Annotated in this window: 10 protein-coding genes, 1 tRNA gene, 1 other RNA gene and 2 pseudogenes; 3 read left to right on the top strand and 11 right to left on the bottom strand. The window is 72.7% G+C overall.

Translation table 11 applies throughout. From position 1 onward, the window contains the following. Positions 1–49 precede the first annotated feature (49 nt). From WJ438_RS21275 to ffs, 6 genes and pseudogenes are all read right to left on the bottom strand, one after another. Positions 50–946 (bottom strand): annotated as a pseudogene (locus WJ438_RS21275) (phosphoribosylaminoimidazolesuccinocarboxamide synthase). Positions 947–1,120: 174 nt separating this feature from the next. Beyond that, positions 1,121–2,386: a N,N-dimethylformamidase beta subunit family domain-containing protein gene (locus WJ438_RS21270; protein ID WP_406726654.1), complete on the bottom strand. Its 1,266-nt coding sequence runs from the start codon at positions 2,384–2,386 to the stop codon at positions 1,121–1,123. 210 nt (positions 2,387–2,596) lie between these two features. Beyond that, positions 2,597–4,477: a hypothetical protein gene (locus WJ438_RS21265; protein WP_406726653.1), complete on the bottom strand. Its 1,881-nt coding sequence runs from the start codon at positions 4,475–4,477 to the stop codon at positions 2,597–2,599. A 286-nt stretch (positions 4,478–4,763) separates the two neighbouring features. After that, positions 4,764–6,065: a phosphoribosylamine--glycine ligase gene (purD, locus tag WJ438_RS21260; RefSeq protein WP_406726652.1), complete on the bottom strand. Its 1,302-nt coding sequence runs from the start codon at positions 6,063–6,065 to the stop codon at positions 4,764–4,766. Between the two features lie 99 nt (positions 6,066–6,164). Further along, a complete protein-coding gene (locus tag WJ438_RS21255; RefSeq protein ID WP_406726651.1) occupies positions 6,165–8,453 on the bottom strand; it encodes a DNA polymerase III subunit gamma and tau in 2,289 nt (762 codons plus the stop codon). Positions 8,454–8,523: 70 nt separating this feature from the next. Further along, positions 8,524–8,622, bottom strand: an RNA gene (gene ffs, locus WJ438_RS21250) — signal recognition particle sRNA small type. Between the two features lie 72 nt (positions 8,623–8,694). Here ffs and WJ438_RS21245 point away from each other — a divergent pair. Beyond that, positions 8,695–8,782, top strand: a tRNA-Ser gene (locus tag WJ438_RS21245). 195 nt (positions 8,783–8,977) lie between these two features. On the opposite strand, the gene WJ438_RS21240 is transcribed toward WJ438_RS21245, so the two are convergent. Both WJ438_RS21240 and WJ438_RS21235 read right to left on the bottom strand, forming a co-directional pair. After that, positions 8,978–9,223: a hypothetical protein gene (locus WJ438_RS21240; protein WP_406729762.1), complete on the bottom strand. Its 246-nt coding sequence runs from the start codon at positions 9,221–9,223 to the stop codon at positions 8,978–8,980. Positions 9,224–9,626: 403 nt separating this feature from the next. After that, a pseudogene (locus WJ438_RS21235) lies at positions 9,627–10,352 on the bottom strand (stealth family protein); the annotation flags it as partial. A 515-nt stretch (positions 10,353–10,867) separates the two neighbouring features. Between WJ438_RS21235 and WJ438_RS21230 the strand changes: the two are divergent. Next, complete coding sequence (locus WJ438_RS21230; RefSeq protein WP_406726650.1) at positions 10,868–11,125, top strand: hypothetical protein; 258 nt, start codon at positions 10,868–10,870, stop codon at positions 11,123–11,125. Between the two features lie 112 nt (positions 11,126–11,237). Then, the gene (locus WJ438_RS21225) at positions 11,238–11,459 is read left to right on the top strand and encodes a hypothetical protein (RefSeq protein WP_406726649.1); all 222 of its coding nucleotides are present in this window, start codon (positions 11,238–11,240) and stop codon (positions 11,457–11,459) included. A gap of 584 nt (positions 11,460–12,043) precedes the next feature. Here WJ438_RS21225 and WJ438_RS21220 read toward each other — a convergent pair. The 3 genes from WJ438_RS21220 to WJ438_RS21210 form a co-directional block, all read right to left on the bottom strand. Then, positions 12,044–13,963, bottom strand: a complete 1,920-nt coding sequence (locus WJ438_RS21220; protein WP_406729761.1) for a copper resistance CopC/CopD family protein — start codon at positions 13,961–13,963, stop codon at positions 12,044–12,046. A 210-nt stretch (positions 13,964–14,173) separates the two neighbouring features. After that, positions 14,174–14,782 carry a GNAT family N-acetyltransferase gene (locus WJ438_RS21215; RefSeq protein WP_406726648.1) on the bottom strand — a complete coding sequence of 203 codons (609 nt, stop codon included), beginning with the start codon at positions 14,780–14,782 and terminating at the stop codon, positions 14,174–14,176. After that, the gene (locus tag WJ438_RS21210) at positions 14,775–16,886 is read right to left on the bottom strand and encodes a penicillin acylase family protein (protein WP_406729760.1); all 2,112 of its coding nucleotides are present in this window, start codon (positions 16,884–16,886) and stop codon (positions 14,775–14,777) included. Before WJ438_RS21210 ends, WJ438_RS21215 begins: the two co-directional genes overlap by 8 nt. Positions 16,887–16,933: the final 47 nt, after the last annotated feature.

Raw genomic sequence — 16,933 nt, 5'->3', positions numbered from 1 at the left:
GACCGGGGCATTCTCGTGTGCGCCTCGGGTCTCAGGCTCTCCCGGTCCCTCAGCTCCAGCTCATTCCGGTCAGCCGCTCGTACGCCTCCATGTACTTCGCCCGGGTCGCGTCGACGACGCGCTGCGGCAGCGCCGGCGGGGCTGCTCGCTCGCACGGTCCCAGCCCGACTCGGCGGAGGTCAGCCAGTCCCGCACGTACTGCTTGTCGTACGACGGCTGCGCGTGGCCCGGCTCCCACTGCTCGGCCGGCCAGAAGCGGGAGGAGTCCGGGGTGAGCACCTCGTCCGCGACGACCAGGGTGTCGCCGTCGAAGCCGAACTCGAACTTGGTGTCCGCGAGGATGATCCCCCGGTCGCGGGCGATGTCCCGGGCACGCGTGTACGCGGCGAGGGTGGCCTGCCGCAGCTGCGCCGCGGTGTCGGCGCCAACCTGGCGGGCGACCTCCTCGTAGGAGACGTTCTCGTCGTGCTCGCCGACGGCGGCCTTGGTCGCCGGGGTGAAGATCGGGGCCGGCAGTTCCGATCCGTCCACCAGGCCCTCGGGCAGGGCGAGGCCGCAGACCGTACGGGACTCCTGGTACTCGGCGAGGCCCGAACCGGTGAGGTAGCCGCGGGCCACGCACTCCACGGGGGCCATCCGCAGGGACTTGCAGACGAGCGTGCGGCCCGCCCAGTCGGCGGGCGCCGGCGGGGAGTCCGGTGCTCAGGACGTGGTGCGGGACCAGGTCGGCGAGCTGGTCGAACCACCAGAGGGAGAGCTGGGTGAGGACCCTGCCCTTGTCCGGGATCTCGGTCGGCAGCACCCAGTCGTAGGCGGAGATGCGGTCACTGGCGACCATGACGAGGTCGCCGGCCTCGTTCCGGTACAGCTCGCGCACCTTTCCGGTGTGCAGATGCACCAGGCCCGGAACCTGGATCGGCTCGGGCTTCTCGACGAATCCGGACACGGTTCCTCCGCGTGGTTCGGGACAGCAGGGCACCCGCGGGGCTCGCTCCGCTCGCACGGGGTGGCGGTGGGAGACGGCGGGACGGTGACGCCAATTGTCCCGTACGAACAGCCGCACCCGCCGCTCGGGGGCAGTCGCGGGGGCCGACCGGACACAGGTCCCGGACCGGTCGGGTCAGTCGTGTTTGCAGATGCGGTCGAGGAGGTTGGCTGTGGCGCGCTGGATCCGGGGGTCGCTGCGGCCGGGGCCGTCCAGGGCCGGGGACCAGGCGAGCGTCCCCGACGCGAAGACCCACGCGCCGGAGGGCGCCCGGTAGAGGGAGGTCTCCTGGTGCCGTCTGCCGTCCGCCCGGTCGGTGTACGGGGAGTGCGCGAGCAGGACCCGCTCCTCGTGCTCGGGCAGCGGGGTGCGCGGGAAGTAACGGTCGGCCCCGACCGCGACCAGTCCCTCGATCCCGTCGCCCTCGGACGCCCCCGTCGCCTCCCACAGCCAATGGTCGGCGTTGCGCACGATCAGCGGATGCGGCTCGGGAACCTGACCGGCGTACTGGATGCCGAGCAGCTGCTGCTCCGCACGGTCCGTCTCCCGCCACAGCGCCGGCCTGCCCGGAGTCCTGCGCCCCGGAGTCCGGCGTCTGCGGCGGGTCAGCAGGCGGTCGGGGACTCCGGACGGGGAGGGGGCCAGCTCCACCTGCCCGTACATGGTCCGGGCGGAGAGGAAGACGAGGGAGGTGCCGTACTCGCGGGCGCCTTCCACGGTGTCGCGCATGGCCTGGGACCAGTACACGTCGGGGCCGGGGAAGATCAGCCCTCGGTAGCGGGTGGGATCGATCCGCCCGGCGTGCAGGTCGCCGGCGTCGGCGTAGGCGAGGTCGTAGCCGTAGCGTTCGGCCCAGCGGATGACGCCGTAGGTGTGACCGCCGTACGACGGCAGGCCGGTACCCGCGTACGGGCGGTCGAAGGAGACGGTGGTCGCCGCGGCGTCGGCCTCGTCGAGCAGCCGCCCGTCCTCGTCCCACGGGTAGTGGTTGTGGGCATGCCAGGTGAGGTCGGGCAGCACCAGGAGCAGGTCCGCCGGGCGGTCGTCGCGAACCGTGAAGGGGATGTGGGACCGGTGGCGGCCGTCGGCTGTGGTCAGGACGGCCACATAGGCGCCGACGCTCCAGTCCGACGGGACCCGCAGCCGCCAGGACAGCCACCAGTGGTGGCAGGAGGCCGTGCGGTCGGCGGTGAGCGGCGGTGGCTGGGCGATGCCGGCCAGGCGGGGACTGGACGTGATCCGGGCGGCGCCCTGCCCGTCGTAGTGGCCGACGCGATGGACGTCGACGCCGAACTCCTGGGGCGGGTCGACGGAGACGTGGAAGTCGATCGTCCCTCCGGGTGCGCCCCCGCCGGTGGAACTGAACCCCTCGATCCGGCGGCGGCCCTGCTCCGACGCCATGGTCGCCTCCCCTCCCCCGGCTCCGTCGCCGGCGGTCAGCAATGTGCTCGTCGCATGTCGCAAGCCCTGGCCAAGGAGCGCGAACAGACCAAGCACATCACATTGAGCACGCGTCCCCTCACCCTTCGTCGTGAACCGGCCGCAAGTGGAAGCCGGAACTCCGGATAGCCGGAACTCCGGATAAGGGCGAGTGAGTGGTGGGAGTCCGGTTCAGACGAGCCGTACGGGTTTCTCCGGGCGTATGCCCTGCCGGGTCAGCCACAGGCGCAGGGCCACGGGATCGCCGTTCTCGATCAGCATCATGACCTGGGTGGGGAGGTCCGTGACACGTACGCCGCCGATGAGGAGGGCCGGGCCGTCGAGCCAGTCGAGCACGGGGGCCGCGCCCGCGGTGTCCATGGCCGCGCAGCAGACCATCGCCGTGATGTGGTCGGCGAGCAGTTCGCGGCCGGTGCGCGGGGGCTGGAGGGGGAGCAGGGGCAACGCCCTGTCGTCCCAGAGGGAAGCGGGGCCGGGAGCACCGGGGGAGGACGACACGGTGGGGGCGGCCGGCGGGGCCGGGGCGCTCTCGGCCGAGGTGAGTGCGGAGGCGGCCCGCTCGGTGGCCGCGGCGTCCTCGCGGGCCACTTCGGCGCTGATACGGGCGGCCAGGGCGGCACTGCGCGGGGTGGTCCCGGCGAGGTCCTCGTCGTCGGGGTCCACGTCGTCGGGGTCCACGTCGTCGGGGTCCACGTCGTCGGGGTCCACGTCGTCCGGTCCCCCGTGTACGGGCGGTCCCGCGCGCGAAACCGGCACTGGGTCCGTCAGGTGGTCGAGGACGCGGGAGAGGGTCGGGCCGTCGGGGCCCAGGCTCTCCCCACCGGCGGCGGGTCGTACGCCGAGGGCGTCCAGGACGCGGTGGAGGCGGGCCGCGTCCGTACGCCATTTGCGGTCGACGACCTCCTCCGGGTAGTCGCCCCAGTGGACCGGCGACCACTCGGGCCCACTCCCGGCGGGACCGCCGTGGAAGAGGCGGGCGGCGAGGAGGGAGGTGGCCTCGTCCACCGCGCCGGGCTCTTCGAGCAGGTCGCAGGCGGGACGCTCGCCGAGGCGGGAGGCGAGCCCCTCGGCCAGCCGGTCCCGGCGGGACAGCTCGGTGAGCGCGGCCACCACCCCGGCGTTGAGCCGTGAGGGCCAGCGGCCCATCCGCCAGGCGGGCAGCGCGACCCGGGTGAGCAGCCGGTCCCAGCCCGCGTACGCCAGCCCCACCTGTTCCTGGGCGACGATCCGCAGTCCGTAATCCACGGCCTGGGCACGATCGGCCGCCGCCGCGGCGACCCCGCGCTCCATCTCGGCGGTGTGCACCCGGCAGCCGCGCAACAACGACCGCGCGACCCAGCCGACGCTCGCGAACACCGCCCGGAACACCGGCCCGCGCCGAGGCTGCGAGGTCACGGCCACCGCGGCGTCGAGGCCCCGGACGAAACGCCGGGCGGCGGCTATGTCCGGGTGCGCCGAGGGCCCCGTACCGGCGACGACCGGGGCGAGGACCGCGCGCAGCTCGCCGACACGCATCCACCACAGGAACGGGGAGCCGATCACCAGCACGGGCGCGGCGACGGACGTCCGGCGGTGCGGATACCGGCCGCCCGCGCCCGCTATGTCGCCGTGTTCCTCGGCGGGCGGGGGGCCGTGCGCCGGGTGGGTGCGGTCCTCCAGCCAGCTGTCGCAGTCCGGGGTGAGCGCTATCGCGGACGGAACGGGGACGCCGAGCCGGTCGGCGAGGTCGCGCACCATCCGGTACAGGTCCGGGGCCGCCCCCTCGGCGATCGGGACCGTCGGACTCATGGCGGGCCGGGCGCGGGCGACGACCAGGGCGACTCCGGCGGCGGCGAGCAGGACCAGTACCGCGAGCGGCGTGAGCGTCCAGCGGACGACGTCCCAGCCGGTGCCGGCGAAATGGCCGGTGGGGCCGCCGACGAGCAGGATCACGGCGACGGCCGCGGGCAGCAGGGCGACGGCCAGTGCCCTGCTGCGCAGGCGGAGTACCGCGAGCGCCTGTGAACGCGCCGACCGCGCACCCGCGTCCCTGCCCATGCCACCTCCGCTCATGGCCCTGCTTCATCCCCCTCCGGTGGTCCTGAAGCTGTCCTGGCGTTGCCCACTCCCCCACTGTGACACCCGTCACTGACATCGCAATGCCGGTGAGCCAAGTGCCGGAGCATGCCGGAACGCTTGCGCGGCACCCTAGTTGGGGCCCCCGCCCTCGTCAGCCGGATAGCGCATTGGTCACTCGATGGAATGGCTCAGGGGAAAGGTGGGTGACGGACGGCAAGGGTCGGGCCCCGGATCCTGAGGCGGATCGGGGCCCGTGGGGTTCATCGGTGCCTGCGAGGGCTCACGCGTCCTCGGCCGGTTGTGGCACGGTCGGCGCCGTCTCCGCGGCCCCGGCGGCCTTCGCCGCCTCCGCCGCGATGTCCGTGCGGTGCTGGGAGCCGGCGAGGTGGATGCGGGCCACCGCGCGGTAGGCACGGTCGCGGGCCTCGGTGAGATCCGCGCCGGTCGCCGTGACGGACAGCACCCGGCCGCCCGCGCTGACGGTCTCGTCGCCCACCTGCTTCGTCCCCGCGTGCAGCACGTACGCGTGCGGGGCGTCCTGGGCGGCGACCTCGTCCAGGCCGGTGATCGGGTCTCCGGTGCGCGGGGTGCCGGGGTAGTTGTGCGAGGCGACGACGACCGTGACGGCGGCCTCGTCGCTCCAGCGCAGCGGCTCCAGGTCGGCGAGATCGCCGGTGGCGGCGGCCATCAGCACCCTGGCCAGCGGGGTCTTCAGGCGGGCCAGCACGACCTGCGTCTCGGGGTCGCCGAACCGCGCGTTGAACTCGATCACGCGGACGCCGCGCGAGGTGATCGCGAGACCGGCGTAGAGCAGGCCGGAGAAGGGGGTACCGCGCCGCCGCAACTCGTCGACGGTCGGCTGGAGCACCGACTGCGTGACCTCGTCGACCAGCTTCGGATCGGCCCACGGCAGCGGGGAGTACGCCCCCATGCCGCCGGTGTTGGGGCCCGCGTCGCCGTCCAGCGCGCGCTTGAAGTCCTGGGCGGGCTGGAGGGGCAGCACGGTCTCGCCGTCGGTCACGGCGAAGAGGGAGACCTCGGGACCGTCCAGATACTCCTCGATGACCACCTGCTTGCAGGCGTCGGCGTGCGCCCTGGCCACCTCGACGTCATCGGTGACGACCACGCCCTTGCCGGCGGCGAGCCCGTCGTCCTTGACGACGTGGGGAGCGCCGAAGGCGGTGAGGGCGGCGGCGGTCTCGGCGGGGGTGGCGCAGACGTACGACCGTGCCGTGGGCACGCCCGCACTCGCCATGACGTCCTTCGCGAAAGCCTTGGAGCCTTCGAGCCGCGCGGCCTCCTTGGAGGGGCCGAAGGCGGCGATGCCCGCTTCGCGCACGGCGTCGGCGACACCGGCGACGAGGGGGGCCTCCGGGCCGACCACCACGAGGTCCACGCCGAGCCGTGTGGCCAGCGCGGACACGGCCGCGCCGTCCAAGGCGTCGACCTGGTGCAACTCGGCCACCTCGGCGATACCGGCGTTGCCGGGAGCGCAGTGGAGCGCGGTGACGTCGGGATCGAGGGACAGAGAACGGCACAGGGCGTGTTCGCGGGCACCGCTGCCGATGACGAGGACCTTCACGGGGTCAGCCTAACGGGACCGGAGGGGTTCGCCTTGTGCGGGCTTCCGAAGGACCGGGACGAACGGGTTCGTGGGTTCCTCCAATCCGCCCGGGGCGCTCTACTCGTTCGTGAGCTCCTCGACCACCGTCGCACCCAGCTCCCGGATGATCAGCTCCTGGCCGGAGAGGGCGGACTCGTCCAGATCGGGGTCGTCCTCCTCGGGGACGTCGTCCTCGGGGGAGACGGGGGGCGGTGGTTCCGGAGCGGCGGGCCGAGGTGCCGGTGCCGGGGTGGGGGCGGGCGCGGGGGCCGACGGCTGCGCGGAGGCGAACGCGGACGGCCCGGACGGACCCGACGGCTGGGCGGCCCCGGACCGCTGACCGGCGCCGGCACCTCCGTAACCACCGCCACCACCCCCGCCGCCCGAGCCGCCGCCACCACTACCGCCACCGGCGCCGTAGCCCGCAGCGCCCCCGCCGCCACGACCGCCTCCGGGGGTCGGAGCCGCCGCACCACCCCCGGACGGGTCGACGACGGCCTCGATCTTCCACTGCACGTTGAACTGCTCACCCAGGGCCTGCCGCAGCACGTCCTCGCTGCCACTGCTCAGGAAGTTGTCCCGCGCACCGGAGTTCACGAAGCCGATCTGGAGGGTCGTACCGTCGAAACCGGTCACCTGGGCGTTCTGGCTGAGCAGAATCCAGGTGAATCGACGGCGGTTCTTGACCACCTCAAGGATGTTCGGCCAGAGCATGCGGGGATCGTGCCCACCGCCACCACCCCCGGAGGGTGCGGGGCCCGCCTGGGGCGCCTGGGGCGCAGGCACGGGAGCGGGAGCGGGGGCAGGTGCGCTCGGAGCGGCAGCCTGAGGCCGCCCGCCGCCCGCAGCCGCCGCCGTGGGCCAGCCACCGGGCCGGCGACCGCCTCCGGCGGAGGCCGCGGTGGGCCAGGCCCCCGGGGCAGGCGCACCCGCCGCGGGCTCGCTCAGCCCCGCGGCGGGCGGCACCGCCGGAGCCGCAGCCGGAGGCTGAACGGAAGCCTGAGCCGGAGGCACGGCGACCGGGGGCACCGGAGCCGGAGGCCGCACCGGCGAGGGCGGGGGCGAGGCCTGCCCCCGTGCCGCGGCCCGAGCCGCGGCCGGACCGCCCCCCGGCGGAACCGAGGCACCCTCGGCTCCCCCATGCACGTCGCCCCCCGGCACGTACCCCATGGCGGGCAGGCCGGCGGCGGGGCCGCCTGCCGAGAAGTTCGCGCCTCGCTCGATCCGGTCCAGGCGGGCCATGACCGATCGCTCGTCTCCGTACGCGGCGGGCAGCAGTACGCGGGCGCAGATCAGCTCGAGCTGGAGCCGGGGCGAGGTGGCGCCCCGCATCTCGGTGAGTCCCTCGTTGACGAGGTCGGCGGCGCGACTGAGCTCGGCGGCGCCGAAGACGCCGGCCTGGGCCTGCATGCGCTCGACGACATCGGCGGGGACGTCGATGAGCCCCTTCTCGGCGGCGTCCGGGACCGCGGCGAGGATCACCAGGTCCCGAAGGCGCTCGAGCAGGTCGGCGACGAACCGCCGGGGGTCGTTGCCGCCCTCGATCACGCGGTCGACGATCTCGAAGGCCGCCGCACCGTCACCCGTCGCGAACGCCTCGACCACGGAGTCGAGCAGCGAGCCGTCGGTGTACCCGAGCAGGGAGGTGGCCATGGCGTATGTCACACCATCGGACCCGGAGCTGGCGAGCAGCTGGTCCATGACGGACATGGAGTCACGCACGGATCCGGCACCGGCCCGCACGACGAGCGGCAGCACGCCGTCCTCGACGGGGCTGTTCTCCCTGTCGCACACCTCGCCGAGGTAGTCCCGGAGGACCCCGGGCGGCACCAGCCGGAACGGATAGTGGTGCGTACGCGACCGGATCGTCCCGATGACCTTCTCGGGTTCGGTGGTCGCGAAGATGAACTTCAGATGCTCCGGGGGCTCCTCGACGACCTTGAGCAAGGCGTTGAAGCCCTGCGGGGAGACCATGTGGGCCTCGTCGATGATGTAGATCTTGTACCGGCTGTGGGCGGGCCCGAAGAATGCCTTCTCGCGCAGGTCACGGGCGTCGTCCACACCACCGTGGGACGCGGCGTCGATCTCGATGACGTCGATCGAGCCGGGCCCGTTGCGCGCGAGGTCCTGACAGGACTGGCACTCGCCGCACGGCGTCGGCGTGGGACCCTTCTCGCAGTTCAGGCACCGGGCCAGGATGCGCGCGCTGGTCGTCTTGCCGCAGCCTCGCGGGCCGCTGAACAGGTACGCGTGATTGACCCGGTTGTTCCGCAGCGCCTGCTGCAACGGGTCGGTGACATGTTCCTGTCCGATGACCTCGGCGAACGACTCCGGGCGATAGCGGCGGTACAGCGCGAGAGACGACACACCTACGAGGTTATAGGCGCCCACCGACATCGGGCCCCGCCCTCGGGTGCCCCCGCGCGTACGGGCCGGAAACGCAAGCGCCCCCCACGCACCCGCCAGAGCCGACCTACCCTTGCTGCCTTCCGGCCCTGGGGGAGTTCAGTCAGATAGCGCCGCGTGAGGGGCTGCGCAAAGGCTACCTCATGTCGCGGGGGCGGAACGAGTTCGCAACCACTCCCCTCGGTCATGTAATGTTCCTGGCGGAGGATTCGCCTAGTGGCCTAGGGCGCACGCTTGGAAAGCGTGTTGGGGGCAACCCCTCACGAGTTCGAATCTCGTATCCTCCGCCAGTGCCTCACCGGGCACGAAGTCGAAGGGCCCCACCGTTCGCGGTGGGGCCCTTCGACGTGTCTCGGCCCTCGTTGCCCTGGTCTTTGTCCACAGAGGGTGTTTCCGGGACCCCGGAGGGCATGGGCCATCTTCCGGGCCACTTCCTTGAGCGTGGCGTCCGGCACATGCAGGCACCTCGCCCGCACCCGTGCTCGTCAATCGCGAAGCTGTGCCTCCTCCCGCACCGGCTGCGGCGGGAGACTCGCCGTAAGCGGCGCGACCGGGCACGAGGTGGTCCGGGCAGCTCCTTCGAAACGGCTCGGGAACGGGTACTTCCGCTCCAGGAAGGCGCGGAGGGCGCTCTGGGTCGCCGACCTGACCGCCGGGGCGGTGTCCACGTCGTTGAGGCAGAAGAAGTCGATGTCCTCACCGGCCGCGAGGCGGGCCAGACGCCGCCGCATGTCCGGTGTGCCCAGTTGCACGTAGCGGAAGCGGTAGTCGGCCGGAACGGCCCGGCCGGTCGCGATCGCCCAGTGGTGGTGGAGCGTGGACGCCGGAGCGACGTCGGAGGTGGAACGGAAGCGCGAGTAGGGGGTCCGCTCGAGTTCCTCGATTCCGAGGCTCTCCATCTCCCGCAGGACCGAAAGCAGTTGGGGATGCGGAGTGTGCAACGACTTGTGGGTGATCTGTCTGCCGTGGAAGCGCCTGATCACCTCTCGGGCGTTCTTGCCAGGCGGAGTTCGGGGCCGGCTCCAGTGGGTGCGGGGCACCGACGCCGAGTTTCAGCGGGGACAGGGGGATCCGGGCGATGCCGTTGCCGTGGAAGAAGTGCTCGGCCCGTACCGGGCGGTTGATGAAGACGTCGTCGTTGAAGTAGAGGTAGTGCTCCGACAGACCCGGTATGTGATGCAGCCGACTCTCTATCGTGTGCGAGTTGAAGACGGGAAGCGCATCGGCCGGGAGGAGGTCCCGGTGGTCGACCACGGTCAGGTCCTCCGCGTCCGGGTCCAGCCAGGCGGGGATCTGGGAGTCGGTCACGAGGTAGACGTGCCGGACGAACCCGGCGTACATCTGCAGCGAGCGCAGTGCGTACCTCAGTTCGTCGTGGCTGGTGTAGCGGGAGGCGTTGGTCTCCTTGTCCAGGATCTCGGCGATGCCGCGCTCCTGGTACCGGGCCCGCTTGGCCCGCATCTCCGGTTCCTCACCGTTCACCCAGGTGTAGACGACGTCGACGGGGAAGGTCACGTCGTTCACGGTCGGCAGGGTGAGCGGGACGAAGCTCGGCAGCTCCCGGTCGCCGACCCGCACCGTGGCCGGCTTCTGCTCGGACGCCGGCAGTACGTCCGTGATGCCGTTGTTCCGCGGTGCGACGAGGGACTCGGCGAAGACGTCCTCGGACGCCTGCGGCTGCACCTTGGCCAGTCGGCGAGGCCCGTCGTCGGAGGCGAGGAGCTGTGCCCCGTCCTCCCAGAACTCGATGTCGCAGGCGAGTTCCGGCCCGGCGAGCAGCTGACCCGAGGGCCCGAGGTGGTTCTCCCCGATCCGCAGTATGGGGACCGTACGCAAGGCGGTCGGCAGTACACCGTCCATGAACAGTGCGGGGTGCTCGAGTTTCGCGCCAGGCAGCGGTCTGCCGATGAACACCGCCTTCCCCGCGTTCTGCGCCTCGAGGGTGGTGAGGAAACGCTCCCGGTCGACGGCGTTCACGCCGACCGTGTGGCGCGTACGCGAGGCCGGTACCAGGAAGTAGGGGATACCTTCCTGCTCCAGCGCGGCGACGACCAGCTCGAGGTTGGCGGCGGCCGCCTCAGCAGCGCTGAACCGCGTCACGACCCGCCCGTAGAGCTGCTGGCCGCGCACCGCCACCGGGCGGAGCACCGGGTCCGTGATCGCTGCCCTGCGGCGCCGCCGCATGGTACGCAGCTGCCACACCCTTTCGGCGGCCTTCCGCTCGACTCGCGGTCGCATCCGCCGGGTAAAGGAACGCACGGTCACGTCCTGAGCTCCTCTTCATGGGCCTTTAAGCGTCTTTGTGGGAGCTAGACAGACAGATGTGACGAAAGGTTGTAGAAGAGTTCTCCAAGGGTTAACAAAAAAGGAGCGCCGTGCGCACAGCTGATCCACAGCTGGGCATGGTGGGGAGCCGTCGCCTTTCCGATCTTGAGCGATGCGCGTCGAGGGACGAGGCCCGCCGGACACGCCGGTTCCTGGCAGACGCCAAGCCGCACGGTCACAAGTACGCGAGCGGCGCCGTGCTCGCCGTCGTCGCGAGACAGCAGGAGGGACAGGTCACCGTCTTCCCTTCGCACGTGGACGACCTGCAAGAACTGGCGCCGGACACGATCACCGTCGAAAAGGTGTGACCCGCCCCGGCGCGCGGGTCGCCCTCGTCGGGCGAGGCAACGGACGCGTGCGCGCGTTCGACGGTCATGCCCCCGGGGTCCTCCGCGGGCGCACAGGCCCATACTGGTGGCAATGACAAAGCCAGCTGCACCGAAGCGCATTCTGCCCACCAGCCCCTTCAAAGCCCCGGTCGCGCCGCCTCCCAAGCACTTCGCGGTGGGCGACCAGGTCACACACGACATGTACGGTCTCGGACGCGTGATCGGCATCGAGGACGGAATCGCGGTACTCGTGGATTTCGGTTCGGCGCAGGAGCGGATCCTGAGCCCGTACGCCAAGATGAGCAAGCTGTAGCAGTATCGGTAGCAACCGCTGCTGCCGCAGGACCGCCGGGCCCGGTCACGACACACCGGATTCCTTCACGGCCCCCTGACGAATGGGAGACCTCTCATCGACCTGACCTCGCTGTTCTCCGCCCCGGAGGGGGCGCCGCGGCAGGCCACCGCCGCTTCGCCACCTCCGGTGGCAGACCCCTTCCAGGCCCCGGATTTCGGGGAGGACGACGCTTTCCTGATCGACGATGCGCACCAGGAACCGCTCCCCGAAAAAGGGGCGAATACGGGTGTGGCTCGACGCAGGGCGGGCTAGCGCCTGTCCTGGTTCCGGCCGGTGACCGTGGCGTCACCGGCGGCATCCCCTCGCAAGCAGGCGTCTCGTATCCTCCGCAGCCGCCTGAACAGACGAACCGAAGACCCCGGACTGCCCAGCAGCCGGGGTCCTCGTCGTGCCGTGGGCGCCGTCCGCGTCGGCATCGGGCCCGAAGGGGTGACCCGGCGCGTCCACAGGCGTCTCCCCGGCCCCGTACGCGCTGCCGGCACGGCGCCGGGATGCCTGATGGTCAGCCGCAGCTGCGACGGGGAGCAGCGGGTGAGGGCGTCTCAGGGGTCGATGCGGACGGGGTGGGATTCGGTCACCTGGTCCACGTCCGAGACCCTGATGGTCGCCTTCATCGTCCAGGTACCGGGGAGGGGGAGGGTGAGATCGCTGGTGGCCCAGTAGCCCCCGCGGTCGGTCAGGCCCGCGTCGATGGGGCCGACGCCCTTCGCCTCGAGGGTGAAGGACAGGCGGAGCTCCGGGATCGAGTCCAGGGCACCATCGGGGGCGAACGCCACCGCCTGGATGCCGTTCTCCCCGACCCGGCCCGGGTCCAGGGTGATCTGCACGCTGCCCTTCCCGCCGGGGGTGCCGATGGCGTAGGGGATGGTGACCACCAACGCCGCGGGCAGTCCGGCGACCGGGGCGCTCCTGGCCGCCTCTGCCGCCTCGGCCTCGGCACGGGCCGGGAGGGTGCTGGTCAGCACCGACGTGATCAGCAGCACCACGACCGCCACGGCCGCTTCCGCCAGGACGGAGATGCGCAGACCTCGCCGATAGCGGTCGGGGGCGGGTGCCTCGGCGGCAGGTGCCTCAGGGGCAGGGACATTCGGTTCGGATGGCGTCCGGACGTCGGGGGGCAGGTGTGCGGGGGGTGCGGTGAGTGTCCTGTCCGGAGCGGGGGTGGCCACGGGTTCCGGGACCCGTGGCCACCTCGCCGACGGTGCCTTCTCCGCAGCCGCTGCCGACGTCTCCGCCGCCTCCGCGTCCGTCGCCGTCTCCCTCTCCGTCACCGCGGCCGTCGCCAGGCGGGTCGTCCAGCGGCGCGACAGGGCCGCTGCCGGGAGCAGTACGGCCGTCAACACGAGCTTGGCGGTCAGGACCCTCCCGTACGCCGAGTCCCCGAGCGCCGTCCAGGAGCCGAGACCCCGCCAGGACTGGTAGGCGCCCGTGACGACGAGCACCGTCACGGAGAGGAAGGCGAGGCGGGAGAAACGGGTGACCGTGGCGGCGGGCAGCGTGGTCTCGGCGCGGAACAGGAGGGTGAGCAGGGCCGCGAGGCCGCCGAGCCAGCAGGCCATCGCCAGCAGGTGCAGCACGGACGACGTCATCGCCGCCGGGACCTGGATACCGGCCGAGGCGTGCTCGGCGGCCGCCCAGGTCAACGCCAGCGCGACGGCCAGAACGCCCCCCACGGCGAGACGAGCGGGCGGTGTCCGGTCGCCGGCGTCCGGCTCACGGCGGCGAGTGAGGCGGGGCAGACGCGGGAGGACGGCCGCCGCCAGCACCAGCAGCGCCACTCGGGTCAGCAGGGCGATGCCCGGCCGCCCGGTGAGGGTGCCGGTGAAGGCCGAGAGGTCGAACGCCGTCGTGGGTGACGTGCCGTTCTCGTACGGGGCCCGCAGGGCGAGGAGGACCACGGTGGCCGTCAGCAGCATCCACCAGCCCGTGGCCAGCGGCATCCGCAGCGGGGCGGTGTCCGGCGGACGACACAGGGCCGCGAACGCCACCGTGCCGATGAGCAGGGCGGCGGCGATGTACGCGAGGTAGCGGCCGGTGTCGTAGAGGCTCGAGGTGACCGGGTGCTCCGCCGGGGCTGTGGGCACCGCGGGCGCGGAGGGCGAGGGCTTGCCGACGGAGAACGTGACGGCACCGGAGACGGGGTGACCGTCCGCGGAGACCACCCGCCAGGCGACCGTGTAGGTGCCGTCGCCGAGCCCGCCGGGCAGGTCGACACGCGCGGTGTCGGACCTGCCGTCGGCGTGCCGCGGCTCGCCCAGCTTCACCCGGTGGTTGTCGGGGCTGTAGACGCGGAACGAGTCGTCGAGCAGGGCGACGGACTCCGTGAAGGTCAGGGTGACGTGCCGCGGGGTGGACTTGACGACGCTTCCGTCCTCGGGGACGGCCCCGCGGACGGCCGCGTGCGCGCTGGCCGGGCAGGCGCTGCCGAGGAGGAGCAGAACCAGCACGGTGCCCAGCAGCACCAGCCCTTGAAGTCGCCGGGTTCCGCGGCCCGTTCCCTCGTCGCGTCCGCCCTCGCCCGCCGCCCCACTGCGCCGTCGCTGCACGTCGTTTCCCGCCTTCCGGCAATCCGGCTTCAGGCTGAGTACGGAGGGGAGGCGCGGAGCGCTCACCTCCCTCTGGTGGGAACCACGGCTTCCCCGGCGGAAACCACGGCGGCACGGGTGGAGCCGTCACCCGCCGAAGGCTGCCTCCCGGGTGAGGAACGCGAGTTGGGCCCTCTTCTCCGGCAGGTACACGTCGGGCAGGTCGATCTCGGGCAGGACGACCGTGGGACCGGCCGTGAATCCCTGCCGCAGGAAGCGGGCGATCGCCTTCTCGTTGGCCACGTCCGGGTCGGCCACCACGCGCCCGCGGTCCAGGCCCAGCAGCAGGAACGTGGTGATGGCGGCGATCAGCGCGGCCGTCCACCCGGGGCGCGCGCCTCCTGGTGCGGCGGGGGCGAGCAGCAGGTGGAGGCCGATGTCACCGGGTTCGACGGGGTAGCAGTCACCGACCCGGTCGGCCTCCGGTTCGTAGGTCTGGAGCAGGGCGGCCGGCTCACCGTCCTTGACGACGAGGTACGCGTGGTGGGTGTCGAGCGTGTCCATGTGAGCGTAGATCTGGGCCACTTGCCGCTCGGTGAGGCCGTTCATGCCCCAGAAGACGGCGCGCTCCCCGCTCACCCAGCGGTGCAGCAGCGGCGCGTCGGCCGACGGATCGAGCGGCAGGACGCGCACGGAGCCGAAGCCGTCGACCACCTGCTCGTGGACGGCCGCACGGGAGTCGTACGGGTCAGACATCGGTCTCCTTCCGCAACCGCGCCCAGTCGGTGACGACCGGGACGAGGTCTCCCGCGAGCCACAGGGGCAGTTGGTCCCGGTGATGGGGTGAGTCCGGGATGCCCGAGGCGCCGAGCGGCACCACCCAGCGGCTGTCCGCGCGGCGGTCCAGGTCCCAGACGTAGCGGGCGGCCGGGCCGCGCGCCGCGAGGTCGGTGAGGCCGGGCACGGAGGAGGTGCACAGCACGCAGTCGTGGTCGCCCGACAGACCGGGTTCGTCGTACGGCGCCGTGGGCGGCAACGCCCGCCAGGGTGCCGGCCGGTGGGTGTCGCCCCAGGTGCCGGTAGGTGGCCGCACGGCCACTTCCTCCAGTGCCGCGCGGACCGTGGCCGGGCGGTCGATACCGTACAACTCCTCTGCCGTGAGCAGGTGCTCGAGCGCGAAGCCGATGCGCGGGGTCAGTGCCAGCCAGGGCAGGAACACTTCCGGACAGGCCGGGGGTGTGGTGAGCGCGGCGAACGCGGGGTGCTCCGCGAGGTGCCGTACGACCGCACCGCGCACCGCCGCGAAGACCGCCGCGTCGGCGCTGTCCGCGTCCATGCGCCGGTCCCAGCGCAGCAGTCGGTCGCGCAGACCGGCCGCCGGACCGGTCAGGCCGTCGAGGGCGGCGAGGTGGTCCAGCAGGGCGGTGGCGGAGGCGAGGTGGGTGTCCATGTGGAGGGCCGGCATGTCGGCCGCGGACCAGTGCTCCTTCCGCGCGAGCAGGGCGGCGATGCGGTCGGCGCGGTGCGGCGGTGCGAACTCGACCCCGAGGGGGGACGCCGGGCCGCGCTGGTTCGCCATCACGGCGACACCGTCGGTCAGCCCGGCGCGCGGTGGCTCGTGCCATCCCTGCCAGTCGTGGCCGGGCTCCCACGCGGGCACCGGGCGGATCCGGTTGGCCTCGGCCCGTACCGGTACCCGGCCGGCCACCCGGTGCAGCGTGCCGCCGTCCGTGTCGGCGGCCTGGACCACGTTGACCGGCTCGGCCCACAGGTCGACGGCCCGGTCCACGTCGGCGACGCGGCGGGCCCGCAGCAACGGCAGCAGGGCGCCGAAGCCGAGGTCGCCGGTGACGCGGGGCGGGTGGCGCAGGGCGAGGGCGACCGGGGGCACGCCGGGCTCGGGCACGCCGTCGTCGAGGCCCTCCGGACCACCGATGATCACCGGCCCGCGCTCGGTCTCGATCACCTCGACCTCGACCGGCTTCTCGCCGGCGACCTCGATGGTCTCGGTGTGCCGGGCGGCCCGCCGCCAGACGCCGTCCGGACCGAGCGCCTCCACGCCTCCTCCCCCACTCTCGGCTCTTCCCCCATCTGTACGCCGCAGCTGCTCCCGGTAGAGGTCCTGGTAGTCGGCCATGGCGTTGGTGATCGCCCAGGCGACCGTGCCGGTGTGGCCGAAATGGGCGATGCCGGGGACACCGGGTACGGCGAGGCCGACGACGTCGAACTCCGGGCAGGACAGGTGGATCTGCTGGTAGACGCCGGGGTCCTCGAGGAAGCGGTGCGGGTCCCCCGCGATGACGGCCCGCCCGGTCACCGTCCGCTCCCCCGCGACCAGCCAGCCGTTACTGCCGGAGGTGCCGGGGCCGTCGGCGGCGAACAGCCCGACGGCGTCCGCGCCGAGGTGCGCGGCGACCCGCTCGCGCCAGAGCTTCGCGGGGAAGCCGGCGAACAGGATGTGCGTGGCGAGCCAGACCGCGAGCGGCGTCCAGGGCTCCCAACGGCCGGGCGCGAGGGCTACGCGGGCGAACTCGGGGGCGGTGGTGGAACGCAGCCCCTCGTTGACGCCCTCCACGTACGCCCGAAGCCAGTGCGCCGTTTCCGCGTCCCGCCGTTCCAGCTCGGCGAAGCAGCGGCGGGCCGTGTCGGCCAAGCGGGCGCGGCGGGTGAAGCGGTCCCAGGGGAGGGCCTCGGGGCCGAGGAAGGACGCGGAGGTGCCCTGCGCCCTGTGCCGCTCGACCTCCAGCTGCCAGGCCCGGTCGAGGGCGGTGACCCGGCCCTGGACGCGGGCGAGTTCGACCGCGTCGCCCGCGCGCAGATGCGGGATTCCCCAGGCGTCCCGAAAGATCTCGCCGGTCACTGTGCCCCCCATTCCCTTTAGGTTAGGCTCTCCTAAGTAAGCCGTGG

The sequence above is a fragment of the Streptomyces sp. GD-15H genome (genome assembly GCF_045291515.1).
In the GTDB taxonomy this organism is placed as follows: domain Bacteria; phylum Actinomycetota; class Actinomycetes; order Streptomycetales; family Streptomycetaceae; genus Streptomyces.
Note: the sequence above shows the minus strand (reverse complement) of the source record. Positions and strands in the feature narration are given on the sequence as shown.

What these genes read in the sequence shown, in the direction of transcription:
- WJ438_RS21270 (WP_406726654.1), bottom strand. Translation starts at nt 2,386, where the DNA reads ATGGCGTCGGAGCAGGGCCGCCGCCGGATCGAGGGGTTCAGTTCCACC.
- WJ438_RS21265 (WP_406726653.1), bottom strand. Translation starts at nt 4,477, where the DNA reads ATGAGCGGAGGTGGCATGGGCAGGGACGCGGGTGCGCGGTCGGCGCGT.
- WJ438_RS21240 (WP_406729762.1), bottom strand. Translation starts at nt 9,223, where the DNA reads ATGCGGCGGCGTCTGGCCCGCCTCGCGGCCGGTGAGGACATCGACTTC.
- WJ438_RS21225 (WP_406726649.1), top strand. Translation starts at nt 11,238, where the DNA reads ATGACAAAGCCAGCTGCACCGAAGCGCATTCTGCCCACCAGCCCCTTC.
- WJ438_RS21215 (WP_406726648.1), bottom strand. Translation starts at nt 14,782, where the DNA reads ATGTCTGACCCGTACGACTCCCGTGCGGCCGTCCACGAGCAGGTGGTC.